Source organism: Brachyspira sp. SAP_772, from assembly GCF_009755885.1.
Classification (GTDB): domain Bacteria; phylum Spirochaetota; class Brachyspiria; order Brachyspirales; family Brachyspiraceae; genus Brachyspira.
The window spans coordinates 273,052-299,290 of the sequence record NZ_VYIX01000002.1 but is presented as its reverse complement, the minus strand read 5'-3'; the positions used below and the strand labels follow the sequence as shown (position 1 = coordinate 299,290).

The 26,239-nt window shown below is 26.5% G+C and carries 24 protein-coding genes and 2 tRNA genes; 9 read left to right on the top strand and 17 right to left on the bottom strand.

The window, feature by feature from the left end; genetic code table 11:
• Positions 1 to 428 precede the first annotated feature (428 nt).
• Positions 429 to 1,604 carry a dicarboxylate/amino acid:cation symporter gene (locus tag GQX97_RS06560; RefSeq protein ID WP_157151153.1) on the bottom strand — a complete coding sequence of 392 codons (1,176 nt, stop codon included), beginning with the start codon at positions 1,602 to 1,604 and terminating at the stop codon, positions 429 to 431.
• A 109-nt stretch (positions 1,605 to 1,713) separates the two neighbouring features.
• On the opposite strand from GQX97_RS06560, the gene GQX97_RS06555 reads away from it, so the two are divergent.
• Both GQX97_RS06555 and GQX97_RS06550 read left to right on the top strand, forming a co-directional pair.
• Positions 1,714 to 2,148 (top strand): EamA family transporter, encoded by a 435-nt coding sequence (locus GQX97_RS06555; RefSeq protein ID WP_157151152.1) that lies wholly within the window; start codon positions 1,714 to 1,716, stop codon positions 2,146 to 2,148.
• A 90-nt stretch (positions 2,149 to 2,238) separates the two neighbouring features.
• On the top strand, positions 2,239 to 3,237 hold the full coding sequence (locus GQX97_RS06550) for a DUF2157 domain-containing protein (RefSeq protein ID WP_157151151.1): 999 nt from the start codon (positions 2,239 to 2,241) through the stop codon (positions 3,235 to 3,237).
• Positions 3,238 to 3,525: 288 nt separating this feature from the next.
• Here the strand turns inward: GQX97_RS06550 and GQX97_RS06545 are convergent, their stop codons facing one another.
• The 5 genes from GQX97_RS06545 to GQX97_RS06525 form a co-directional block, all read right to left on the bottom strand.
• Complete coding sequence (locus GQX97_RS06545) at positions 3,526 to 3,948, bottom strand: DUF2752 domain-containing protein (RefSeq protein ID WP_157151150.1); 423 nt, start codon at positions 3,946 to 3,948, stop codon at positions 3,526 to 3,528.
• Positions 3,948 to 4,817: a VWA domain-containing protein gene (locus GQX97_RS06540; protein WP_232473272.1), complete on the bottom strand. Its 870-nt coding sequence runs from the start codon at positions 4,815 to 4,817 to the stop codon at positions 3,948 to 3,950. Before GQX97_RS06540 ends, GQX97_RS06545 begins: the two co-directional genes overlap by 1 nt.
• Positions 4,818 to 5,001: 184 nt before the next feature.
• Positions 5,002 to 5,202 carry a hypothetical protein gene (locus GQX97_RS06535; RefSeq protein ID WP_157151148.1) on the bottom strand — a complete coding sequence of 67 codons (201 nt, stop codon included), beginning with the start codon at positions 5,200 to 5,202 and terminating at the stop codon, positions 5,002 to 5,004.
• Positions 5,203 to 5,240: 38 nt separating this feature from the next.
• Positions 5,241 to 5,325, bottom strand: a tRNA-Leu gene (locus GQX97_RS06530).
• Between the two features lie 561 nt (positions 5,326 to 5,886).
• The gene (locus tag GQX97_RS06525; RefSeq protein WP_157151147.1) at positions 5,887 to 7,476 is read right to left on the bottom strand and encodes a glycoside hydrolase family 57 protein; all 1,590 of its coding nucleotides are present in this window, start codon (positions 7,474 to 7,476) and stop codon (positions 5,887 to 5,889) included.
• A 234-nt stretch (positions 7,477 to 7,710) separates the two neighbouring features.
• On the opposite strand from GQX97_RS06525, the gene GQX97_RS06520 reads away from it, so the two are divergent.
• Both GQX97_RS06520 and GQX97_RS06515 read left to right on the top strand, forming a co-directional pair.
• Positions 7,711 to 8,445, top strand: a complete 735-nt coding sequence (locus GQX97_RS06520; protein WP_157151146.1) for a serine/threonine protein phosphatase — start codon at positions 7,711 to 7,713, stop codon at positions 8,443 to 8,445.
• Between the two features lie 92 nt (positions 8,446 to 8,537).
• Positions 8,538 to 8,912: an ATP-binding protein gene (locus GQX97_RS06515; protein ID WP_157151145.1), complete on the top strand. Its 375-nt coding sequence runs from the start codon at positions 8,538 to 8,540 to the stop codon at positions 8,910 to 8,912.
• A 29-nt stretch (positions 8,913 to 8,941) separates the two neighbouring features.
• Here the strand turns inward: GQX97_RS06515 and GQX97_RS06510 are convergent, their stop codons facing one another.
• From GQX97_RS06510 to GQX97_RS06495, 4 genes are all read right to left on the bottom strand, one after another.
• The gene (locus GQX97_RS06510; RefSeq protein WP_157151144.1) at positions 8,942 to 9,499 is read right to left on the bottom strand and encodes a DNA-binding protein; all 558 of its coding nucleotides are present in this window, start codon (positions 9,497 to 9,499) and stop codon (positions 8,942 to 8,944) included.
• 12 nt (positions 9,500 to 9,511) lie between these two features.
• Positions 9,512 to 10,738 carry an ATP-binding protein gene (locus tag GQX97_RS06505; protein ID WP_157151143.1) on the bottom strand — a complete coding sequence of 409 codons (1,227 nt, stop codon included), beginning with the start codon at positions 10,736 to 10,738 and terminating at the stop codon, positions 9,512 to 9,514.
• A 458-nt stretch (positions 10,739 to 11,196) separates the two neighbouring features.
• Positions 11,197 to 11,292, bottom strand: a complete 96-nt coding sequence (locus GQX97_RS06500; protein WP_145997119.1) for a MetS family NSS transporter small subunit — start codon at positions 11,290 to 11,292, stop codon at positions 11,197 to 11,199.
• A 14-nt stretch (positions 11,293 to 11,306) separates the two neighbouring features.
• Positions 11,307 to 12,794, bottom strand: a complete 1,488-nt coding sequence (locus GQX97_RS06495) for a sodium-dependent transporter (RefSeq protein ID WP_157151142.1) — start codon at positions 12,792 to 12,794, stop codon at positions 11,307 to 11,309.
• Between the two features lie 223 nt (positions 12,795 to 13,017).
• Here GQX97_RS06495 and GQX97_RS06490 point away from each other — a divergent pair.
• A tRNA-Leu gene (locus GQX97_RS06490) sits at positions 13,018 to 13,101 on the top strand.
• 27 nt (positions 13,102 to 13,128) lie between these two features.
• A complete protein-coding gene (locus GQX97_RS06485) occupies positions 13,129 to 13,485 on the top strand; it encodes a response regulator (RefSeq protein WP_157151141.1) in 357 nt (118 codons plus the stop codon).
• Between the two features lie 4 nt (positions 13,486 to 13,489).
• On the opposite strand, the gene GQX97_RS06480 is transcribed toward GQX97_RS06485, so the two are convergent.
• Together GQX97_RS06480 and GQX97_RS06475 are read right to left on the bottom strand one after the other, a co-directional pair.
• Positions 13,490 to 15,259, bottom strand: a complete 1,770-nt coding sequence (locus tag GQX97_RS06480; protein ID WP_157151140.1) for an ATP-binding protein — start codon at positions 15,257 to 15,259, stop codon at positions 13,490 to 13,492.
• Positions 15,246 to 15,857, bottom strand: a complete 612-nt coding sequence (locus GQX97_RS06475; RefSeq protein ID WP_157151139.1) for an HAD family phosphatase — start codon at positions 15,855 to 15,857, stop codon at positions 15,246 to 15,248. Before GQX97_RS06475 ends, GQX97_RS06480 begins: the two co-directional genes overlap by 14 nt.
• Before the next feature lie 596 nt (positions 15,858 to 16,453).
• On the opposite strand from GQX97_RS06475, the gene GQX97_RS06470 reads away from it, so the two are divergent.
• Genes GQX97_RS06470 through aroD form a run of 3 tightly spaced genes read left to right on the top strand, consistent with a single transcriptional unit; the run spans position 16,454 to position 19,528 of the window.
• Positions 16,454 to 17,917 (top strand): nucleoside-diphosphate sugar epimerase/dehydratase, encoded by a 1,464-nt coding sequence (locus tag GQX97_RS06470; protein WP_255447337.1) that lies wholly within the window; start codon positions 16,454 to 16,456, stop codon positions 17,915 to 17,917.
• A 7-nt stretch (positions 17,918 to 17,924) separates the two neighbouring features.
• Complete coding sequence (aroE, locus tag GQX97_RS06465) at positions 17,925 to 18,776, top strand: shikimate dehydrogenase (protein WP_157151137.1); 852 nt, start codon at positions 17,925 to 17,927, stop codon at positions 18,774 to 18,776.
• 20 nt (positions 18,777 to 18,796) lie between these two features.
• Positions 18,797 to 19,528 carry a type I 3-dehydroquinate dehydratase gene (gene aroD / locus GQX97_RS06460; RefSeq protein WP_157151136.1) on the top strand — a complete coding sequence of 244 codons (732 nt, stop codon included), beginning with the start codon at positions 18,797 to 18,799 and terminating at the stop codon, positions 19,526 to 19,528.
• Between the two features lie 337 nt (positions 19,529 to 19,865).
• Here aroD and GQX97_RS06455 read toward each other — a convergent pair whose 3' ends face one another.
• The 5 genes from GQX97_RS06455 to GQX97_RS06435 form a co-directional block, all read right to left on the bottom strand.
• Positions 19,866 to 22,454, bottom strand: a complete 2,589-nt coding sequence (locus GQX97_RS06455) for a tetratricopeptide repeat protein (protein ID WP_157151135.1) — start codon at positions 22,452 to 22,454, stop codon at positions 19,866 to 19,868.
• An 85-nt stretch (positions 22,455 to 22,539) separates the two neighbouring features.
• Positions 22,540 to 22,830, bottom strand: coding sequence for a nucleotidyltransferase domain-containing protein (locus tag GQX97_RS06450; RefSeq protein WP_157151134.1), 291 nt, complete (start codon positions 22,828 to 22,830; stop codon positions 22,540 to 22,542).
• Complete coding sequence (locus GQX97_RS06445; protein ID WP_157151133.1) at positions 22,830 to 23,249, bottom strand: nucleotidyltransferase substrate binding protein; 420 nt, start codon at positions 23,247 to 23,249, stop codon at positions 22,830 to 22,832. The genes GQX97_RS06450 and GQX97_RS06445 overlap by 1 nt, the downstream gene beginning before the upstream one ends.
• Before the next feature lie 346 nt (positions 23,250 to 23,595).
• A complete protein-coding gene (locus GQX97_RS06440; protein ID WP_157151132.1) occupies positions 23,596 to 24,951 on the bottom strand; it encodes a PhoH family protein in 1,356 nt (451 codons plus the stop codon).
• Between the two features lie 188 nt (positions 24,952 to 25,139).
• Positions 25,140 to 26,228 (bottom strand): ankyrin repeat domain-containing protein, encoded by a 1,089-nt coding sequence (locus tag GQX97_RS06435; protein WP_198391204.1) that lies wholly within the window; start codon positions 26,226 to 26,228, stop codon positions 25,140 to 25,142.
• Positions 26,229 to 26,239 lie beyond the last annotated feature (11 nt).

Here is a 26,239-nt window from a genome sequence, read left to right as displayed (position 1 = left end):
TGTGCTAATTATAAATTTAAAAACAACTTGGGCGGGTATGCTTTTTTAAATAAGCAAAAAGATTAATAAAACTAAATATTACAAATAAAGCATATAAATCTAGAGGGTGGGCTTTATAAAAAAATTTTAATATATATAATTTTAACTACTTAACCACACGGTTGACAATCACTTGTATATTAAAAAAATTGTATTGTTAATTTTATTATATTTTTAATTTTGTTTACCGTGCGGTTAAATATATTTTTAAATTAAAAAAACACTTGGGTGGGTGTGCTTTTTTTAGTATACAATGAGATTAATAAAATTAGATATTATAAATAAAACATATGAGCCTAGAGGGCGGGGATTTTTAATAAATTTTAAAATATAAAAAGAGGCTCAAATATTTATTTTAAGCCCCTTTTCTTATATTATAAATTTATAATTTAACTATTCTTTCTAAATATACCTTGAAGTATTAAAGCTAAAGCTCCATCACCAGTAACATTACAAGCAGTACCAAAACTATCCTGTAAAGCAAATATAGCAAGTATTAAAGCAGTACCATCATCATTAAAACCAAGCACAGATATAATAATACCCAAAGAAGCAACAACAGTACCTCCGGGAACACCGGGAGCACCTACAGCAAATATACCAAGTAATATTATAAATAAAATCATAGTTCCAACAGGAGGCAAGCTTCCATACAATATTTTAGATATAGTCATAACAAAGAAAGTTTCAGTTAATACAGAACCGCATAAGTGTATAGTTGAACCCATTGGTATAGCAAAGTCAACAATGTCTTTATCTAATGCATCAGACTTACTTGCACATTTTAATGCCACAGGTAAAGTAGCAGCAGATGACATAGTACCAACAGCAGTAAGATAAGCAGGTCCATAATGCTTAAATACCCTTATAGGATTTTTCTTTGATACAATACCAGCTATACTATATAATAATGTAAGCCATATAAAATGCCCAACTATTGCTATGAGTATGATTATTAAGAATATTGGTATACTTTTTATAACAGTGCCTTCATAAGCTAAAGTAGCAAATGTACTTCCAATATAAAATGGAAGTATAGGTACTACTACTGTATTTACCAAAAATAGTATTATATTATTAAGTTCGTCCAATAAATTTTCAAAATACTGTGATTTAGTTTTTACAACAGCCACTCCTCCGCATATTGCTAAAAATAATGCGGTAATTACTGGAAATACTGGATTAATATCTAACTTAAATATTATCTCTGGCAACTCTTTTCCGCCTGCAACATTAGATGCTATATTTAAATTAGGTATTATTGCATATCCTAAAATAGTAGAAAATAAAGCAGCACCCACAGAAGAAAAATAAGCCAAAGCAAGCATAACACCTAGCATCTTATTAGCCTTACTACCCATTCTTGTTATAGCTGGAGCAATAAATCCTAATACTATTAGAGGAACCATAAATGATATTACTTGATTTAATACATACTTTATAGACTGTATTACATTAATTAAACCTTCATTGGAATATGTACCTATTAGAATTCCTACTACTATTCCTATAAAAAGCTTTATCAACAAATAGTCTTTTTTACCTTTTTTGATAGCTTCTTCCATAAATATTCTCCTAAAATGATTTATATATATAAGTATAGTAATTTTTTTTAATATGTATATATTAGATTTATTAAAAATTTATACGATATATTTTATTAAGGATATTTTTATGTCTATTTTTTATGCCATATTATCATCAATATTCTCTTCTCTCACAGCAATACTAATAAAAATTGGACTTAAAGATATTAATTCTAATTTAGCTACTGCAATAAGAACCATTATAATATTATTCATCTCTTGGATAGTTGTGTTTTATACAAATAAAATAAACTCTGTAAATACAATAGAAACCCTAAAAAACTTAAATAATAAAACTTTAATATTTATAATACTTTCTGCTATAGCAACAGGACTATCTTGGCTGTTTTATTTCAAAGCACTTCAAATTGGAAATGTAAATAAAGTTGTTGTAATAGATAAGCTTTCTATAGTTTTTACAATTATATTAGCAAGTTTATTTTTGAAAGAAGTAATAACGTTAAAAATTATAATAGGAATAATATTAATAGTAGCTGGTACATTGATTATAACTTTAGCTTAAATTAATAATTAAAATATTAAACAACTGCTAATTTAAAAAAATTATAAATATGTTAAAGTATTAATATAAAAATAATCTTTAATATTAACTATGAGTAGCAAAAAAAGATTTATATTAAAAGAAATAAAAAAATGGTATAAAGATAGTCTCATATCTGAAGAACAATTAAAAACATTATCTTCAAAATATAATAACAATATATATTTAGACTGGCAGCCTATAATAAAATCAATAATGATAACTGGAATAGTATTAGTTATGATTGGTTTTATAGCTTTTATTAGTTTTTATATATTCTCAATTTATTTTATAGCTTTTTTATTTACACTTCTTTTTATATCAGGATTTGTAATTAATGAAGTAATAATAAAAAAAGAAATAAATCTTCCAAAAACTTCTGCTGTAATAGTGGCATTATCCTCTATATTTTTAGCATGCGACATATTTACAATTTATTATATAATCTTTGAAAACAAAAATAATTATACTATAATATTTTTAATCACTATAATAATATTTTTTATCATAGCATATATTAAAAAAAATTACATAGTGCTTTCAATAGCATTAATATCAGCAATTACATGGTATGGTTTTGAAGGGTTTGATTTTCCTTATATTGATTCTTATATCTTTAATATTAATAATTATATAAGAGTTATTTTAATGAGTGCTGCAGTATTTTTATTAGGCATTACAGATACTAATGTAAAAATGCTTGGAAAAAAATATTATCTATTTTCAAAAATATTTTACAGTATTGGAATATTATATTTAAATATTGTATTAGCAATTATGAGCATATTCGGCACTTATGACACAGTAATATTATTTAAAGACAACAAAGCAGAAACTATAACATACAGCATTATATTTTTAATAACAAATATTATAATGCTTAGTTTAGGCATAAAAATAAAAAAGATGTCTATAATAAAATATTCTATATTTTTTATATTAGCTAATATGTATATAAGATATTTTGAATATTTTTATTTATCTATGAACAGTTGGATATTTTTTATAATACTTGGGGTTATTACGATTTTAATAGGAATAGTAATAGAGCGAATAATACAAAACAGTTAGTAGCTTATATTAAGTATTTTTAATATATCTATAAACGGCTATATTTTGCTATTTTTTATTGTTCTTTTTCCCGCAGCAAAAAGAACCAAAAAGTGCAAATATTTTAGCTCTATATGTTAGAATATATATTAAAAAGGTAATGCTATATTTTCGATACATATACAGTTCTCTTGCTTCTTTTATATCAATACCGAAGGCACTTCCTACGGTCGTAAAAGAAGTGGGTGTATGGGGGCTAGCCCCCGAGATTAACAAAACATAAAAACTAAATTTTAATAAGCTTAAAAATTATTTCTTAACTAAATTCAAAATTTCTAATATAGTGTAAACATTACTATCATAATTATATGTAAAAGGCTCTTCATACGGAAAACTATTTATAAATCTAAAAACATACACACCTAAAAAAATAATTATTAAACAAATTATTAAAAAATTGTTGTTGTATATACTATTAAATATTTTTACTTTTTTTCTAAAAGCTATTATAACAAATAAAAATAAAGGCAGAAGAAAAAGCGGATGATATTTAAATGCGTTTTTAAAATCTAAATTAAGTGCATGTATATAAGCTCTTGTCATGCCGCAGCTTGGACAAGGGAAACCGGTAGTTGCTCTAAATAAGCATAAATTTTCTACTGGTAACTCTTTATTAAAATTAACACAGAATATTAAAACTAATAATATACAAAATTTTAAAAACTTATCCATTATGGTATAATCAAAAATCTTGTAGAAGATAATATAATGCTTAATGCAATACATATTAAAGCTATTATAATAAACGGCTTATATAACTCTTTGTATTGAATAAGGTTATCATCTGTAATTGGCTTTTTTTCTAATCTATCTATTGTATTATAAACATTATCTAATGCAGAGCTTGTTTTGGCATTAAAATATTTTCCGCCTGTTATGCTTGCTATTTCAATTAATGCTTTTTCATTGAGTGTAAAATCTGCTCTAATTCTTCTTTTACCATAATTAGGGTCTGTATATGTTACCCAAGCATGACTTCCAGCGGCATCACCAATACCTATTGTATAAATTTTAATATTAAAGTTAGACGCTATCTCTGAAGCAAGTATAGGGTCTATCTCACCAGAATTGTTTTCTCCGTCTGTAAGAAGTATTATAATTTTTTCAGCATCATCTTTCACACTCCTAAGCATATCAACCGCCGTAGCAATACCAAGCCCAATAGAAGTAGAACCCTCTTCATCAATTTTTATATTTCCAATTTCTTTTTCTAATGAAGTATAATCAAAAGTAGAAGGTGAAAGCACAGAAGCCCTTAAAGCAAAAGCAACTAAACTAATTTTATCAAAATTTCTTTTTTTTATAAAATCAGCCATAGTTTTTTTTGAAGCCTCAAGCCTTGTAGGAAGCATATCCTCAGCCATCATAGAAGGAGATATATCAACCACCATAGATATATATATACCCTCTCCGTTAATATTAGCAGTGCTGTCTACCGTAGCAGGACGGGCTAAACCTATTATTGAAAAAGTTAAACCTATCATTAAAAGTATAAACGGTATATCTTTGGCATAATATTTTGACTTCAAAGTATGTGCCATACTTACACGCGGGTGCTTTACCGAATAGAGATGATTTTTTCTAGTTTTTATATATATAAAAGTGATAATGGGTACAATCAATAATAATAATAAAAATTGCGGATTAACAAACAACATTAACTACTTCCATTTTGATATTTAAAATTATTATATATTAGAATGTATAATAAATCTATATGATTTTTTATGAATTAGCTTTATATAGAAAGCCTGTTACTATTGTAATGATACCGATAAGCATAGTAAAAGGAGCGAGGAAACCTAATATACCTTCAGGATTTTTGCCAACTAATGCTATTAGAAGGAAGCTAAAAGCGAAAATTACAAGCCCTATCAGTAATATAATGATGTTTTTTTTAGAAAGTTTATCTTGATTATTTACCATAAAAATTATTAATGAGTTTCTCGAGTTATTTGGTATTTTGCTCGGAGCCGGAATCGAACCGGCACGGTCGCAAGGACCAGCAGATTTTAAATCTGCTATGTCTACCAATTCCATCATCCGAGCTAGTTGCTAAGCATTATAGCATAACATAAAAAAAAATGCAAATTTATTTTTTGTGTTTTTATAACTTTATTATCAACTTTTTTGTGTACGAGCTGTACCATTACTCGCCTAGCTGTGCACTCCCTACGGTCGAGGGCTTGCCGCACGACAACGCTATGTTTTAATTATAGCTTTTCAGGCGTGCGGTGGGGTGCTTTTTAATACACAATTAAATTATCAAATTTATCATAAAAATGCAGTCTTTTTGCTTCTTTGTGTCAACAAAAGAAGTGGGGTGTTACCATACGGGCACGCTTCACAGGGGGCAAAGCCCTGAAAATAATAATAAAAAAAATTAAAAATTCTTAGAATACATTGAAACAATTATTTTTTATCAACTTTTTCCCGCCGCAAAAAGTTTTTACCTTACGGGTACGCTTCGCGAAAAGTGCAAGTATTATAACTAATATATTAGGAATATTTATCAATATTATTATTAACTTTTATATAATGCATAATTGAATATGATAAAAAAGGGAATGTATTTTAACACTCCCTTTCATTATTTATCTAACTAATTTTTTAACTGTATATTCTAAAGTCCATCTCTGGGAATATATCATCACGCCATTCTAATTTACTGAGCCACTCTTCGTTTAAATCTCTGTTTTTGATAGCATAATAAAGGTCAGTAAATCTCTTTATATATAGTTTTGTAGTATTAACAGCATAATCAACCATAGTGCCTGTATGCATAATGAAAGCCCAGTCGCTGCTTTGTGCTAACAACAATTCACGTGCAGCCTGATTTAATGCTCTCTCATAAAGACCTGTTTCATTATAATAATCATGAGCAAGCTCTATCATACGCTCTGCAGCTTTATGCAAATGTCTGTAAATCCAGCCGTTAGTACCATTAAGCCAAACTTCTCCATAACCATTAGCTCCCCAACTAGACATTGAAGGCATAGATATTTGATTTACTGGGTGTCTTTCCAAATATTCTTTTGGTGTGATTGTTTCTATAGTGTTTTGATCATAATGAATCTTTCTCATTAAAAACTCTATAAACATAGGGCCTTCATACCACCAGTGTCCGAATAATTCAGCATCATAAGGAGATACTACTATAGGAGGTCTGTCGTCCATCACTGAAGCTAAATACTCTATTTGCTTTTCTCTGTTAAACATAAAATTACCTGAATGCTCGCCTGCAGCCTCCATAGCCCATTCTGGATTATAAGGCTCTTTAGCACAATCTTTACCAGTAATTCTATAATATTTTATACCTGTGTTTTTTCTAAGACCATTACTCTGTATAAACTCTTTTATATATTCAAAAGGCAAATCATATCCAATATCTCTGTAAAACTCTCTGTATCTTGGGTCGCCCGGATAACCAACCTCAGCACTCCAAACACTTCTAGAGCTTTCAATATCACGTCCGAAAGCTGCAACTCTGCTCTCTCTAGAACAATATAAAGGAGCATAAACACCATATTTTGGCACTCTATCAGCATACATTATACCATGAGTATCAACAAAGAAATATTTAATTCCATTGTTTGCAAGATGTTTCTCAAGTCCCGGGAAGAATCCGCATTCTCCAAGCCATATGCCTGTAGGTTTTCTTCCTAAATGCTTTTCATGTGTTTTCACAGCCATTTTTAACTGTGCTTCTATTGCCTTAGGATATTCCTGCATAAATGGGAAAAAGCCATGCGTAGCTCCGCAAGTAATTATCTCTAAATTTCCTCTCTCCAAAAAATATCTAAAACCATTTAATATATTCTTATTATACTTATAAACAAATATATCTCTTATCTTTCTGAACTTATCTCTATAAAACTCAGCAGTATGATGAAAATTAGGGTCTAATGAAGTTCTTTCAACTTCCATCTCTGCTAATCTTATTAATTTTTCTATATAATTAACGTATCTATTTTGAAGAAGCTCATTTGCAAGCATATTCATAAGAGGAGGCGTTACGCTCATGGTGATTTTGAAATTTACTCCATCATTAACCATTCTATCATAAGCATCAAGAAGAGGTATATATGTTTCTGTGATGGCCTCGTATAACCATTCTTCCTCTAAAAAGTTCTCATGCTCTGGGTGTCTAACATAAGGGAGATGAGCATGAAGCACTAAAGCTAAATAGCCTTTTGACATAAAACATTCCTTATATATTTTATTTTTTTTATAATAATATTATATAAAATTATATTCTTAAAATCAAGACTATAATTATATTAAAAACATCAAATTTTCATACAAAATAACTATTTATAAAATAATGATTTTTTTTAAAAAATACAACTTTAAAATCTATTATATTAATAAACTTGAAAAAAATATTTTTACCTATACAATATAAATTAAAAAACTAAGGAATTTAAAACAATTATGGATATTTTCTCTTTTACTAATAAATCTAACAATAATAAAACAAATACTGACACTATACTTTTTAATAGCGAAGCGATACTAGGAAGACCATTAATAATAAATGAACAAAACAATTACAGTCATTTTATAAACTCAATAGAAGGCACTTGTATATCATTAGTTGCCGATGGTTTGGGGGACACTTTTGCTTCAAAACTTGCTGCTGATGTTTACAACGAAAACTTTTTAGACTTGGTGGAACTTGTAGGCGAACAGGAAGCAATAAACTGGATAATGCACAATTTCATTAAATTAGAGGTTAATGCTGCTAGAGAATCTGCTGACGATGTTCAAAAATCTATGGCAGGTGCCTCTATTGCTGGGGTATTGTATCATAAATTTGCTGGTGTATTTGTGTTTCATGCAGGAGACGCTAAAGTGTTTTGCATAGACAAAAACAAGGCTACTCAAATAACAAGAGACCATATTAATGGATATGCTCTTGAAAACTGTGCTTGTGCAGGCGGCGGACACTACATTACAATAGAAGGCTCTAGAAGAAACAAAACTCACAACTATTTTATTGCTACTAATTCTATGTGTGAGGCTATAGCATCTAATTACAGCTCATTAGAAGAGGGCGTTTACAATATAATGAATTTAACAACAGAAGAGGCTATAAACAAATTAAAAACTATTAATAGTAATGAAAATATAACAGCACTTGGCTTAAAAAATCTTTACACTATTTAATAATTTATATGTAAAAATCTTGACAATGCATATTATTTAACTATACTTTATTATAAGTTATAAAAAATACTACATACAATAATATGCTGACTATGGAAATACCAAGTAAAAAAACGTTGATACCATATATATCTGAAATCTTTATTCAGTATTTGCGTGCACATGACATAAAAGACGCCGATGCCATGCAAATAGCTTTTGAAGAGGCTTTAACAAATGCTATAGTTCACGGCAATAATAATGATTCTAATAAAAATGTAAATATATCATTTAATATAAAAGAAAACATGCTTGAAATCAGCATAAAAGATGAAGGCATGGGCTTTAATTACAAATCAATAAAAACCAACGATGATGACATTTACAAAAAAAACGGACGTGGCATACTTTTAATATCACTCTACACAGACAGTTTTCACTTTGAAGACTACGGCCGAAAAATAGTAATGAACAAGTACCTAAGTTAATAAATGGTCATATTTTTTACTTAAATATATTAGATAGGCTCAAATATTATATTTTCAATATCCATTTCTTTTGATATCTCATTCCATTCATCTATAGTTATAAATAAAATAGTTTTTATAAAAGATTTTTTATATACAGAATCATTTTTTATTATTGGTAAATTTTTATTCAAATACTTATTTATATTTGATTTAAATTTCATATTTCTTATTTTAAATGGAAAATAGAATATTATAAAATAATAAATATCTATATTATTATTAATATATCCAGAGCTATATTCTTTAATAAATGTACCTCTTCCTTTTTGTATTAATTCATAAATGATAGAATCTTTATTTAAAGGTTCTTCTATTTTTAAACTTTTTATTTTATCTTCTAATTGATTTTTATCTTTTATTTTGAAATTTTTTAATTCTATAAATATTATTTTATCATTTGCTTTTATCATAAAATCAACATTACTCATGCAATGTGAATATTGATTTCTTTTTTCTTTATTATTTTCATCTTTTTCTTCAATATCTATAATTTCAAAATTATTTCTATAATGTATTTTAAAATTATCTCTTTCAATAGTTTTCATATAGATATCCGATTATTTAATCATATCGTCAATATATTCATTATGTTGTTTTATTATTTTTTCATTTATAGGATTATTTTCCAAATCTGACAAACTTTCTTTAGTTTCTATTTTCACACCGCTATTAAAATCATTTTCATCAAAATAAAAAGAATGATACATAATAGAATCTTTATCAGTTCTTTGTAATTCTATATCATCAAGTATAAAACTATTATGTGTGGCTATAAATATTTGAACACCTAATTTAGATAAACTCAAAAGTATATTAACTAGTAAATCTGTAAGACTAGGGTTTAAATTTGATTCAGGCTCATCTAAAAGCAGTATAGTATTTTTATCTATTTCACCATTCATTATTAAAATGTATATAAGTGCTAATTTTTTATGACCTTCAGCTACCATATCAAAAGAAACTTCACCTATATTTTTATAGTCTATAAAAAAATTATTATTTTTATAAATAGTCTTTCCGCCTATGGCATCTTCTATTTTTTTAGCTATTTCAAATAAATCTTTATCTAATTCTCTTAACTTTGGAAGTTCTGTTTTCTTTATTATATTATAATATACTGACTCGAAATGAATATCTCTTTTATCATAAAGAGCTGTAAATCCGTTTGAAGAGGTAAGTATATCTTTACAAGGAATAAAAGTAAAATTTTTATTTTTTAATGAATAACTATTTTTATATGATAAAAGAAAATCAAAAGTTGGAATCCAATCATCTGTAATATTAAAACCTTTATGCATCAATTCTAAATTAATATTTTCATTAAATATAATATTACATTCTTTAGGTTTATTGAATGTATCTTCTAATATTTCTTTAAATTTATCCTTATTTTTTAAGCTAGAACGATATTCTGAAAATGCTTTTTTTATTTTATCAAGATCACCAAATCTGCTGAATACTTTATTTATATCAATATCAAATGGATAAGAATTCTCATCTATATCATTAAAAAATTTTTCATCAGATTTTTTCATATTATTTATTTGTTCTTTACTTATCTCCTTTAGATTAGCAATTTTTTTAAGTTCTAATTTCTCATTTGAGTTATATAATTTTTTATCTAAACAATTTATAAGTTTTAGCAAATGAGTTTTACCTGTTCCATTTCTGCCTATAAAAATATTTAAACCTTTTGAAAAATTTATTTCAGCGTTTTTAAAAACTGTGAAATTAGATATTTTTATGTTATTTATTACGTTATTATTGAAAGTTATTTTAGCCATTATAATTTTATCCACAAATTGAATACTATAATAAACATATTCGTAATATTTTATAAATTCTAAACAATATAAATAAAATGTCAATAAGGTTAATTGTATAATAAATATTTTATTTAATAAAAAAGGGGGATTTTGTTCCCCCTATATAAAATTTTATCAAACTTTTTTATTCAACTTTTTCCCGCCGCAAAAAGTTGCAAAAAGTGCAAATATTTCATAATGCATATTTTTAGCTTAAAATGCAGTTCTTTTGGTTCTTTTATATCAATAAAAGAACTAGGGGTGTGGGGGCAAAGCCACCACAAAAAAAAGCATAAAAAATATTCAGATTTTCCATATGCTTTTAAATACTTAGATGAATTAAATACTAATTAAAAATATAATGTTAGTGTAATGAAAATATTAATAAATAAAAAAGGGGGATTTTGTCTCCCCCTATTATTTTTAATTATTTGTTTTTATTTCTTTCTAGCACCTATGCTTACAAAAAAGATAAAGCCGCCCCATATTACTATAAGGCTAAGTGCCATAAATATTGCAGAATCTACACTCATATTCATCCCTCCTATTAACTATTTAAAGTTCTGTCTTTAAGTTTAGCAAGTACTATACCAACTACAAAACCTAAAATCGGCATAGACCAGCCTAATATTACTAAAGCAGCTTGCGGATAGTTTCCATAAGGTTTTTGGAAATCGCTTATAAGTTTTAAAGCCAACATTACAGCTAAGAATATAGGAGTTAAAAACTTCAAACAGAAATCCCACCATAATCCAACTCTAAACTCACTCACTTTATTAATAAGCTCTTTGAAATCGCCCAATTTATATACCCAAGCTATTAATACTATCTCTATAAGACCGCTTACTACTATGTTATAGTTGTTGAGGAAAGCATCCACTATATCAAGTATGTTTAATCCGCTTCCTGTAGCATAAACCATAGAAATTAAACCCTGTATCAATATAACAACAACAGAAACTTTTTTTCTATTAAAATGGAACTTATCTATAAAAGAAGATATAACAACCTCAGCAAGTGATATAGCAGAAGTAAGTCCTGCAAAAGCAAGCACCAAGAAGAATACTAAACCAAATATTCCGTTTAAACCGGGTAAAGCATTAATAGCCTCAGGGAATACCATAAAAGCCAAACCTATACCGCCGTTTCCTGCAACTTCAGCCACTTCTTTACCTTGAGAATAAGCCATATAACCCATTATGCTAAATACAGTTAAACCAGCAAATAAACTAAAGCTAGTATCAGCAAAACCAGTCATAAATGCATTATTAGCAATATCAGAATCATCAGGCAAATAACTAGAATATGTAATCATTATACCAAAAGCTACAGACATACTATAAAATACTTGACCATAAGCAGCAATCCATACTTGAGGGTTAAGCAATTTAGAGAAATCAGGCTTAAACATATAATCAAGTCCAGCTAAAGCACCGGGTAAAGTGATACCTCTGATAAGTATAATTACTACAAGTATAGCAAGTAAAGGCATAAAAATCTTGTTAGCTTTTTCTATACCATCTTTAACCCCGCCTATAACAGAAACTAATATTATTATCCAAACTATAATTAAAGGAATAGCTACTCCCAAATTAAAATTTCCAAGAGAAAAACCGCTTTCTAATTTTAAATATTCACCAGTGAAAAAAGCAGCAGTATCAGTTCCCCATTTTAAGCCTTGAAGAGAAAATAAACCATAAGATAATGACCAAGCTATAATAACAGAGTAATAAACAACTATAGCAAAACAAGTAAATACTTGAAGCCAGCCTAACCATTCCCATTTAGAATTGAGGAATTTTAAAGCTCCGGGTGCACTCCTATGTGTTTTATGACCAATAGAAAACTCCAATATCATAATAGGTATACCAGCAGTAAGCATAGCGATGAGGAATACTATCATAAAAGCTCCGCCGCCATTAGATGCTACCATATATGGGAAACGCCATATATTACCCAAACCAACCGCAGAACCTATAGCAGCTAATATAAATCCTGCACGAGTACCCCACTGCCCTCTGTGTTGATGACTCATAATCGACTCCTTAATTTTTTAATATAAAATTAATTATAATATATAATTTTCCTATAAATAGCAATACTTGTTGTAGAATTTTTTTAAATATTACACTCATATAAATAATAAATTATTGTGTTGTTTATCACATTAATATATACATAGAAATAAACTAACTTCTTAATATAAAAAGATACTTGATTTTTATATGATTATATAGTATAATATAAGTGTTTTTTAAGCCGAGATGGTGAAATTGGTAGACACGTCAGACTCAAAATCTGATTGGGGCAACTCAGTGAGGGTTCGATTCCCTCTCTCGGTACATGTAACTTAATTCTTTGGATTATTTATGAAAGAAAATACTGTTATACTAGTAGATGATGATGGTATTAGCCTAAATAAAATCAAAGCTTTACTCGAAAGTTCTTCAATAAAAGTATTAACTGCAGAAAACTTGTATGAACTTATGAGTAAAATCTATAAATATAATATAGAAACTTTAATATTTAATCCTAATTTAGTATGGATTAATGTTATAGAGTTCATTACTGAATTGAAAAAAGTAAATAATGAATTAGATTTCAAAATATTCTTTATATCAGAAAATATAGATAAAAATCTAAAAGAAGAAGCAAAAAAATTAAATGTAGAATATATTAATAATAATTCAAATATCAATAAGATCGTACAATATTTAAATAAATAAAAATCTAAACTTCAAATCTCACAAAAAATGTAGTACCCTCTCCAATTATTGAATCTACATCTATTCTGCCATTATGTTCATTAATAATCTTTTCTACTATAGCAAGACCTATACCTGTACCTTTATCTTTAGAAGTAAAATATGGCTCAAAAATTCTTTTTAAATCTTTTTCTTCTATACCATTACCTGTATCAGTAACACTAACAGTGAAAAACTCTTGACTATCAATTACTTCATGATAACTAGATAAATATATTAATGACTCTTTAGTATTATTATCCATAGCCTCTACAGCATTTTTGATTAAATTTCTAAAGGCAATAATTAGCTTATCTCTATCCATATTAATAAAACAATCTATTTTAGAAAATGATGTTTGAAACTTAATATTTTGCATATTTTTAAAAGAATCAAAAACCTCAATAAGAACACTATTAATAGACTCTTTTTCATCTGAAAGTTTAATATTAAAAGAAAACTCTGAAAAGGATTTAACTAAGGACAAAATACTATTTGAATTTTTAATAATAGTATTAATATATTTTTTTATTTTATCTAAATCATCATCAGACATATTATTTTTTAATCTCTTTTCTATTAGTTCTGCATTCATCATAATAGGCATAAGCGGATTTTTTATTTCATGTGCAACCTTAATAGCAGCTTCTTTCCAAGTTTCTAATGATACTCTTATTTTTTCTTTATCTCTATGGTATTTCAAAGCCCTAGCCATAACATTAAATCTATATATTAATTTTCTAAGATCATGAACACCAGAAAACTTCATTTCAACATCAAAATCTGAATTAATAATAGAATTCGTAGCATTAAGAAGCAAACTTATAGGCCTTGTTATAAAACTAGAAAATATAATACCAAAAATAATTGATATAAAAGTAGATATACCCAATATAAATACATATAAAAGTTTTAGAACTATAGAGAACTCTCCAGTAAACATGTTAATAGAGTTGTATATTCTAAAAGCATTTAAAGCATTATTTCTAACATTTATATAATTACTAGGCATGCTGTCAAAAATAATAGCATAATGATTTATATCCCTTAATGGCACTATAGCATTAATATAAAATAAGCCATTATATTCACTATTTGCAAATGTAATTTTATCTAGAGAAAACCTATAATTAATATCAAGAGGAACATAATCTTGAGAATTAAACAATATTGTACTATAGCCATAATATGAATTAGAAACAAAAATGATATTAGTAAAAATATTATCTCTATATATTGTATTACTTATTTTAGAGGCACTAGATAAATCTATATTATTTAAATAACTTATAGATACATTTGATATACTATTTAATATACTATTTTGCTTATTAATTATATCATCATTAGAGACTTCTATTATATATGAAAGAGAGTCATTAATACTTTTATCTGTAAATAGGTTTAGGTTAGACTCTATAATATAATATGACATCTTACTAATAACTAAACTTGTAAAAACTGTCATAAAAGCCATTATTGACACTATAGCTAGCTTTAGGTGAGAGCCTTCTTTCTTTTTGAGAGCTTCCAATACAAATTTAATAATAGTTAATATACCAACTATAATACTTGATGATGGTAAAAATAGAGTTAAAAACATATATAGCAAATTACTAGTATTAGGCTCATATACAAAACTGCTTATATAGATAGAAGCAATTAAATCTAACAATATAAATATAGAAACTATTGATAAATATAAACCGCCATAACGATTTTTTATTTTTAAAAAAAACTCTTTAATTATTTTCATAACACTCTATATTTTTTAATTCCAAAGATAAATCATCTATATTTTTCAGATGTATAGACTTTATTCCTATTTTTTCAGCTGATAAAACATTATCCAAATTATCATCTATAAATAAACATTCTTTTACATTTAATTTATATTTTTTAAGCAATAATTCATATATAGCTCTGCTTGGTTTAATAAGCTTTACATCTGCAGAAATTATACCACCTAAACAAGTTGCATCAAAAAAGTCTGTTTTTTTTCTTATAACATTAAAAGTCTCTACTGGCATATTAGATAAATAATATATATTATAACCTTTCAATTTATACTCTTTTAATATTTCTATATTATGATGTATAGATAACACATCACCTAAATAGGAATCAAATATTTGTTTTAATACAAATTTATATTTAGGACAAGATGATAAAAAATAATTTTTAGCATCATTAAATGACAAATCGCCTTTATCCATTAAGCTCCAATTTTTATCTCCTACCGTTTTACTTAAAAACTCATCTACATCTACATTATCACTATGTTTACAAAGATAAGAAGCCATATCAAATTTCAATAAAACATTTCCTATATCGGATATAATATTTTTTATCATTTAAAGTCCTTTAATATAATACAATCATTATATTTTTATACTTCTATTTGTCAAGTTTTACGATGCTTTAAATTAGAATATTTTATGAACAATAAAATACCGCATAAACTCTACGCACGATAAATCAACATAAAGTATAAGACAAATTAAAATACAACTTAAATAATAAATAAAAAATCGCTTATCGTGCGGTAAAAGATATAACATTTATAATAAAAACTCTGGGTGGGCAGTGCTATTACTAATTTAAGCTAAATGAAAAAAAACTGCTATATTTTAAAGCTAAACAATAAGCCTATAGGGTGGGGTTTGTAAATAGTTTTAAAATTTAAATCACAATCCCCGCCCTCAAGTTTTTTGGCATTTACTGTTATTCTTTATTCATATTCATTTTTTGTTTTAAACTCTAATATTAGCACCCGCCCTAGATTTTTTTAAATTCGTTTGCTTATACAACGCACGGTAAATCAACATAAAATATAAGCTAAATTAAAACAAAACTTCAATAATAAATAAAAAATTACTCACCGTGCGGTAAATATATTAAAAAACTTGTATAATAAAAAATTTATACTATAATTAATTATCAAAAAATAATTTTAGGATATTTAATGGATAAAAAAAATATTGTTATTATCGGGGCTGGCAATGCAGGAGAAACTCTCGCTTATGAAATATTAGCTTCTGATGATAGTAATGAATATAATATACTTTGCTTTTTAGATGACGATGAAAACAAAAAAGAAATTAATATTGATAATCATATTATAAAAGTTGAAGGCAAAGTTAAAGATATAGAAAAAATCATAAATAAATATAAAAATAATAATATAAAAATAGAAGAAATCATTATAGCAATACCTACATTAAAACAAAAAGAACTTCTTGAAATATTAGATATAATATATCCTACATCAATAAGATATAAAATACTTCCGGGATTTTTTGAGATTATAAAAGGAAATGCTTCTATTAAAGATATTAGAAATATAGAACCTTCAGATTTGCTTGGAAGAGAAGAGATAGGCTTTGATGAAAAAGAGATATCAGACTATTATAAAGATAAAACAATACTTGTTACAGGAGGCGGAGGCTCTATTGGAAGTGAACTTGTAAGACAATTAGTTACACTCCCTGTAAAAAAAGTAATGGCTTTAGACAATTCTGAAAGTGCTATACATAGCCTTATAATGTCTTTGAACGATAGAAAAAATGAAAAGAACAAACATAAGTTTAAATATATTATATCTAATGTTAGAGATTATGTGAAAGTAGATAAAATATTAAAACAAGAAAATCCAGATATAATATTTCATGCAGCAGCACATAAACATTTGCCATTTATGGAAGAATATCCAGAAGAAGCTATTAAAAATAATATACTCGCAACAGAAAACATAGCTACATTAGCAATAAAAAACAATATCAAGAACTTTATATTTATATCAACAGATAAAGCCGTACGTCCAACATCGCTTATGGGGGCAAGCAAAAGAATATGCGAAAGAATGATAATGTCTCTCTCGCATGAACAAAACATCACTAAATTTAAAATAACAAGATTCGGCAATGTATTAGGAAGCAGCGGCAGCGTAATACCTGTTTTTGAAAGACAGATTAGAGAAGGAAAACCTCTAACAGTTACTCATCCTGAGATGGTTAGATTTTTCATGTCTATAAGAGAGGCCGCAAGACTTGTGATAAAAGCTTGCACACTTAATGACGGAGTTATATTTACTTTGGACATGGGTAAACCTGTAAAAATATTAGATTTGGCAAAAAACATGCTTAAGATATACGGTCTTACAGAGAAAGATATTCCAATTATATTTACAGGCATAAGAGAAGGTGAAAAACTATACGAAGAAATTCTAATGGATGATGAAACATTAATACCTTCACAATACAAAAAATTATTTATAGCAAAAGACCCTGTACAATGTTTAACTCCAGAAGAACGCAAAATAATGATTGATGCATTCGACATAGCCTCACTCGATGCCGATAAAGATACAATAAAACTGCTGATGAAAAAATATATAGAAGAATATACAGGATAATTAAAAAATGAATATAACAGCAAAAACAACATTAACAGCACTCTTTGCTTCACCTTGCAGACATAGTTTATCTCCAATCATGCATAATAAATCTTTTGAAAAATTATCATTAGATTATGTGTATTTGGCTTTTGAGGTAGATAAAAATAATTTAAAAGAAGCTGTAGCCTCTATAAAAACTCTTAATATGAGAGGCGTTAACTTATCTATGCCAAACAAAAAAGAAGTTATACAGTATTTGGATAATATTTCAGAATCTGCAAGACTCTCTCAAAGCGTAAACACTATAGTTAATGATAATGGAGTTTTAACAGGACATTCTACAGATGGAAAGGGCTTTATAAAATCACTTGAAGAAGAAAATATTAATATAAAGAATAGCAATGTTACAATACTTGGTATTGGAGGTGCTTCTATATCTATTATTACTGAGTTTGCTCTTTACGGTGTAAAAGAAATATCTGTTTTTAAAAGAGATAATAATTGGGCTGAGCAAAAAAAAATAATAGACAATGTTCAAGATAAAACTAATTGCAAAATAGAGCTTTATACTTTGGATAATAAAAAAGAATTAAAAAAACAAATAGACAAAAGTAAATTATTAATTAATGCTACAAGTGTTGGTATGAAAGATGATGCTTCAATTATAGAAGATAAAACATTTTTTAGAGATGATTTAATTGTTGCCGATTGTATATATAGCCCAGCAAAAACAAAATTGTTACAAATAGCAGAAAAAGAAAATTGCAAAATAATTAATGGAATGGGTATGCTTTTATATCAGGGGGCATTAGCTTTTGAGATGTGGACTTCTAAAGAGATGCCTGTAGATTATATAAAAAATATTATATTTAATTAAAAACTATTAGCGGAGTTATTATGATTAAAGTAAAAAATGTTAATATTGGTGATGGTGTTCCTAAGATATGTATTCCTGTTATAGAAAAACATAAAAAGGATGTTTTAAAATATATAAAAGAAATAGATAAACTTCCAATAGATTTAATAGAATGGCGTGCAGACTTTTATGAAGACAGCGACAACAATATAGAAGAGATTTCTAAAGAGATAAAAAAATGCACAACTAAACCTATAATATTTACTTTAAGAAGCGTTAAAGAAGGCGGAAATCTAAATATAAAACCTAATACATATGACAGTATGATTGATATTTATAAAACTATAATAGATAAAAAACTTTTTTCTATTATAGACATAGAATTATTAACTCTAAAAGAAAATGATATAAAAGAATTAATAAAACTATCAAAAGAAGAAAACATAAAAACAATAATCTCTAATCATGACTTTAGTAAAACTCCAAACAAAATGGAAATAATTCACAGAATAAAAAAAATGATAAAATTAAAAGCTGATATAGCAAAAGTAGCCTACACTCCAAAAAAACAAAAAGATGTATTAACAATATTAGAGCTTCATAATGAAATAAACAATATACCGCTCATAGCAATATCCATGGGAGAAGAAGGCGTCATAACAAGACTATTTTATTCTGCAATTACATTTGCTTCAGCCAAAAGAGCATCAGCACCCGGACAAATAGAAGCCACAAAATTAAAATATATGATAGACAGCATTTATAAAATTTAACTCCAAATGCCCACCCTCTATATTTTTTATATTTTTCTGGTATTTTTATGTTATTTTCTCTAAAAATTTTAACAGTTATTTTAGCTGCCCACCCAAGATTTTTTTAATTTTGTTGGGTATCTACCGCACGTAGAATTAATCTAAAAATATAGTTTTATTTGAAATTTAAATTATATAATATTATAAAATTAATTAACCATGCGTTAAAGAGATTTTAAATTTAATAATCGCTTGGGCGGGGGCTTTAATTTCTGATTTAAACTAAAAAATAAATAACGTTAATATTTCTATATAAAACAACAAATATAAAGGGCGGGGTTTTAAAATAATTGTTTAATTAATTATCTGTTTTTTCTGCCAAATCGGATTTATCATCTTGAACAAATATTTTATCTATCACTTCTTTAAATTGATTATATTTTTTACTATAGTCTTCTTCATTTATATTCTTATATTCTGTAATTAATATTGAAGCCTCAAAATCTCTTCCAAGATAATGCAAAGACAATCCTTTATAAAACTTTGAATCTTCATAATCTATAGCAGAATCAAAATCTTTTATACATTCCTGATATTTATTATTATTAAACAAACAAATGCCTCTGTAATAATAAAGCTCATCATTTTTATTATTTGTTATTAATTTAGAAATATATTTTTGAGCCTTCTGAAAATTATTTAATTTTATAAAACAAATAATTATTTTCTTTTTTATTTCATAATCATCAGTTTTTAATTCTTCAGTTTTTAATTCTTCATAGGATTTTAACGCCCTTTTATAATCTTCCAAAGAGAAAAGATAATCAGCTTTTTTTAATTTCAATTCTTTTATATAATCACTTTCAAATAAATCATGTATTTTTAATATGTCATCTATACAGCTTATAATATTTTTATAATTATTTAATCTTTCCAAACATTCCAATTTGTTTTTTAATAAATCAATATCTTTATTATCTAATTTTAATGCTTTATTAAAACATCCTATAGCTTCCTCATATCTGCCTAAATGTGATAAAGCCTCTCCTTTATTATTATAAGCAATAATATTTTTATCATCTAATTCTAATACTTTATCAAAACATTCTATAGCTTCTTCATATCTGCCTAACTCTGATAAAGCAACTCCTTGACCATTATAAGCATCAATACTTTTATCATCTAATTTTAATGACTTATTATAACATTCTATAGCCTCTTCATATCTGCCTAAATCTGATAAAGCATTTCCTTTATTATTATAAGCATCAATATCTTTATCATCTAATTTTAATAACTTATTATAACATTCTATAGCCTCTTCATATCTGCCTAAATCTAATAAAGCATTTCCTTTATTATTATAAGCTACAATATCTTTATCATCTAATTTTAATGACTTATTATAACATTCTATAGCCTCTTCATATCTGCCTAACTCTGATAAAGCCTCTCCTTGACCATTATAAGCATCAATACTTTTATCATCTAATTTTAATGACTTATTATAACATTCTATAGCCTCTTCATATCTGCCTAAATCTGATAAAGCATTTCCTTTATTATTATAAGCATCAATATCTTTATCATCTAATTCTAATATTTTATCACAGCAATATATAGTGTCTTTATAATTATTAGAATAATTTAAACATTCTAATTTTTGTGAATAAAAAATTAATGTTTTTTCTTTATCAAATGAAGATAAATAGTCATCATTAACATTATTGAAATTAACCAATGCTTCTCTATGCTTATTTAATTGTAATAAAGACATTGCTTTGTAATGGTGAGCCATACTATTTTTACTGTCAATATTAATAACTCTATTGTAACATTCTATAGCTTCTTCATATCTGCCTAACTCTAATAAAGCCTCTCCTTTATTATTATAAATAGCAATATTTTTATCATCCAATTTTAATAACTTATTATAACATTCTATAGCCTCTTCATATCTGCCTAACTTTGATAAAACATTTCCTTTAAAATTATAAGCATAAATACTTTTATCATCTAATTCTAATACTTTATCAAAACATTTTATAGCTTCTTCATATCTGCCTAACTCTAATAAAGCATTTCCTTTAAAATTATAAGCAAAAATATTTTTATCATCTAATTCTAATACTTTATCAAAACATTTTATAGCTTCTTCATATCTGCCTAACTCTGATAAAGCAACTCCTTTATTATTATAAGCATCAATATCTTTATCATCTAATTCTAATACTTTATCAAAACATTTTATAGCCTCTTCGCATCTGCCTAAATCTAATAAAGCATTTCCTTTATTATTATAAGCAACAATATTTCTATCATCTAATTCTAATATTTTATCACAGCAATATATAGTGTCTTTATAATTATTAGAATAAGCTAAACATCTTAATTTTTGTGAATAAAAAATTAATGTTTTTTCTTTATCAAATGAAGATAAATAGTCATCATTAACATTATTGAAATTAACCAATGCTTCTCTATGCTTATTTAATTGTAATAAAGACCTTGCTTTGTAATGGTGAGCCTTACTATTTTTACTGTCAATATTAATAACTCTATTGTAACATTCTATAGCTTCTTCATATTTGCCTAACTCTGATAAAGTAGCTCCTTTATTATTATAAGCAAGAATATTTTTATCATCTAATTCTAATGCTTTATTGTAGCATTCTATAGCTTCTTCATATTTGCCTAACTCTGATAAAGCATTTCCTTTATTATTATAAGCATTAATATTTTTATCATCCAATTTTAATAACTTATTATAACATTCTATAGCCTCTTCATATCTGCCTAACTTTGATAAAGCAACTCCTTTCTTATTATAAGCATGAATATTTTTATCATCCAATTTTAATAACTTATTATAACATTCTATAGCCTCTTCATATCTGCCTAACTTTGATAAAGTAGCTCCTTTATCAATATAATTTAAAATATCCATATATTTTACTTCCTTGAATATTTAATATAAAACAACACAATACAAAAATTAACTTTATACAAAAATATAATAACTAATTTTTATATTATTTACTATAAATAACTTTGCCGTATTTGTTTATATCGTTTATTAATTCACCATTAGTAATATTATTATAATCCACAATATCAAATTTTAAAAGTGTTGGTATATTTTCAAACTCTTCTTTTAATCTCTCACAAAATAAAAAATCAAATTTTCCAACAATAGCTAAATCTATATCAGAATTATATTTTTCTTTGTCTATTGCCCTCGAGCCAAACAGTATAACCTTTTCTATATTTTGATATTTAAGGCAAATATTTTGAATTTCTTTTATAATTTTTTCATCAAGCATTAAGAGTTTATCCTCTCCAAAAAGAAATTATATAATTCATTTAATACTTTTAAATAATCATTTTCTATTCTTTTAAAAATCTCTGTAAACTTAACAAAATCATAAGTATGTGAAAGCAAATTACGGCTTAACATCATATCTATAAATACATTTTCATTTTTAATAATTTTTGCAGAGTATGCTTCTTTAAAAATGTTTCTTGGAGATATATCTATATTGTTTAAACTTCCATTATATTCCAAATAATCTTTTAAAGTTTTACAAGCTAATTCATAAGTATATTCAAATCTCTGAACAACACCTTCTTTTTCTAATAATGATAATTCGTTTATATCTTTTTCTTCAAATACACTTTTTAATAAATTAAATGCTTTTTCAAAATGATTAAATCTCTGTTTCCAACGAATATTTTCTTCCATAAAATATTTCCAACAATTTTTAATTGAATTATATAATTTAGATAATATTTATCAAGTTTTATTTTTTAATATATTATTTTTTATCAACTTTTCCAGTGGCTCGCACCCATACCTAAAGGTACTTCCTACAGTCGCCCTGAAGGACTCCCTTCGGTCGCAGGCACTCCTTTCAGTCGCACCCACAGGCACTTCCTTCGGTCGCGGTGCGGACTTCGTCAAAGTTGCAAAAGCACTAATTTATATTTTTAGCATTAAATTAAAAAATATATAGGATTACAGCGAAAAAGTAAATAAAAAGCATAAAGGGTGGGCTTCACTCTCTATGCTTTACTATTATTTAATAATTTTATAACACGTTCGCAGCAAGCTCGGCAAGTTTTGAACGCTCTCCTTTCTCAAGTGTTACAGTACCGCTTAAAATTTCTCCTTTGGTTCTGTCTATTAAATAAGTAAGTCCATTGTTTCTTTCATCCAAATAAGGAGTATCTATCTGGTGAATATCTCCTGTAAATACTATTTTTGTGCCTTCGCCTGCCCTTGTTATGATGGTTTTTATTTCATGAGGAGTTAAGTTCTGTGCTTCATCTACTATAAAATATATTCTATTTAAGCTTCTTCCTCTAATATACGCAAGCGGAGAAATTACTATCTTTTCATTTTCAAGCATTTTCTTTATATTCTTACTTTCATCGCTGTCATCAGAATGAATATGCTGTATTACTGAGAGGTTGTCAAATAAAGGCTGCATATAAGGGTCTAATTTACTATTAACATCGCCCGGTAAAAAACCTAAATCTTTATTAGAAAGTGCAACAATCGGACGAGCTAAAAGTATTTGCCTATACTCCCTTCTTTTTTCTAAAGCAGCAGCAAGAGCTAAAAGTGTTTTACCTGTTCCTGCCTTACCCATTATTGTAACTAAAGGTATGTTGTTATCAAGCAAAACATCCAAAGCCATAGCCTGCTCTTCGTTTCTTGGACTTATACCATAAGCATTAATATCACTATCAACATAAACTATTGTATTAGTATCATCTTTATATTTACCTATTACGGCATCATCTTCTTCATTTACTCTATAACAAAAATATGTATTAGGATAAATTGAATGCTCTTCTTTAACTCCTATCTCTTTACTTTCTTGAAGCTCTTTTATATAAATGCGTGCATTATCTCCAGAGATACTTTCTATACCTGTAAATAATGAAGATAATTTATCTATTTTATCAGTGTTATAATCCTGAGTATCTATACCTAAACTTCTTGCCTTCATCCTCATATTAATATCTTTTGTAATGAGAACTACTCTATAATTTTCAGATTTCAAATTATAAGCACAAGAAAGTATCTTATGATCAGGGATGTTTCCTGCAAATATCTTTTTAAAATCTTCTTTCTCTTCGTTATTAACATCAACAAATACTTTACTTTTATTATCAAGCAAAGCACCTTTTTTGAATATGTCTTTTACCCCTTCAGTTTTTTCATTTTTTTCAACTATAGCGTCAAGCTCCCTTATAAACTCTCTTGCATTAAAATTAATTGTATCGCTTCCTTTTTTGAACTTATCAACTTCCTCCAAAACCGTAATAGGTATAACAATATTAGTTTCTTCAAAAGAAAATATTGATTTAAAATCATGCAGTATAACATTTGTATCAAAAACGAATACTTTTTTATTAGGTATAAAATTTTCTATCATCGCAAATCCTTATTTTTAAGATAATTTATTATATTTGAATATAATAAACGCTATATAATAAGTATTATACAAAAGAGATAAAAAATCAAATTTTTAGAAAAATGTATTTAGTGAAAAATTTTTATATAAAAAAATAAAAAGACAAGAGCTTTTTTATTAAAACTCCTGTCTTTTAATATGTATAAAAATTATTTGGCACCTGCAGAAACAAGCATATTTATAATAACCTCATTTCCAATTTTTTTGGCTAAATCTAATGCACTATAATCAATATTATCTAATTGTACAATAGCATTAATATCAGCACCAGCATCAATAAGCACTTTTAAATATATTGCAGTATAATCGTCAGTGATAGCCAGTATTAAAGCTGTAGCATTTTTAAAATATCCCTCATTAGTTTGCATTTCAAATTTCATATCAATATCAGCCCCAGCATCAATGAGCATTTTTATATTTTCGTAATCAGAATAAGGAGAATCATATCTAGGAAGAGCCAATATTAAAGCTGTAGCATTTTTTAAATACATTTCATCTTCTCTATATTCAGATTTAATATCAAGATTAGCACCTGCATTAATAAGTATTCTTAAAACTTCTGTATTATGAATCATAGCAGCAAAATTTAAAGCTGTCATATTTTTTAAATGCCTTCCACCTTCTCTATATTCAAATTTGATATCAAGATCAGCACCTGCATTAATAAGTATTTTTAAAGCTTCGATATTACCTTCGCCACTAACCCAGATTAGAGGCGTAAAATTTTTAATAAAATCGTCTTCATTTCTAATTTCACATGTAATGTTTATATTAGCACCCGCATTAATAAGTATTTTTAAAGCTTCAATATTATTATTTATAGATGCCCATAATAAAGGTGTAAGATTTTTAAAAAAATTGTCTTCATTTCTAATTTCATATGCAATATCAAAATTAACTCCTGCATCCATAAGCATTTTTAGTGCTTCTATATTATCTTTAGAAATAGCCCATAATAAAGCTGTCTTACCTTCATTATCTTTTAAATCGAAATTAGCACCTTTTCTTATAAGTATTTCTGTTATTTCATTTTGATTAGCTATTATAGACAATATTAAAGGAGTTAATCCATATTCATTTTTTAAATTTATATCAACCTTTTCCTTATTTATATAATATAAAACTTTCTTAGCATCTCCTATTAACACATAGGATAAAAAATCTTCTTCTATAGTTTTAGAATATATATGAGCTATATTAAACAGTAGTATTATAAATATTAATAATATCTTTTTCATATATGACTCCA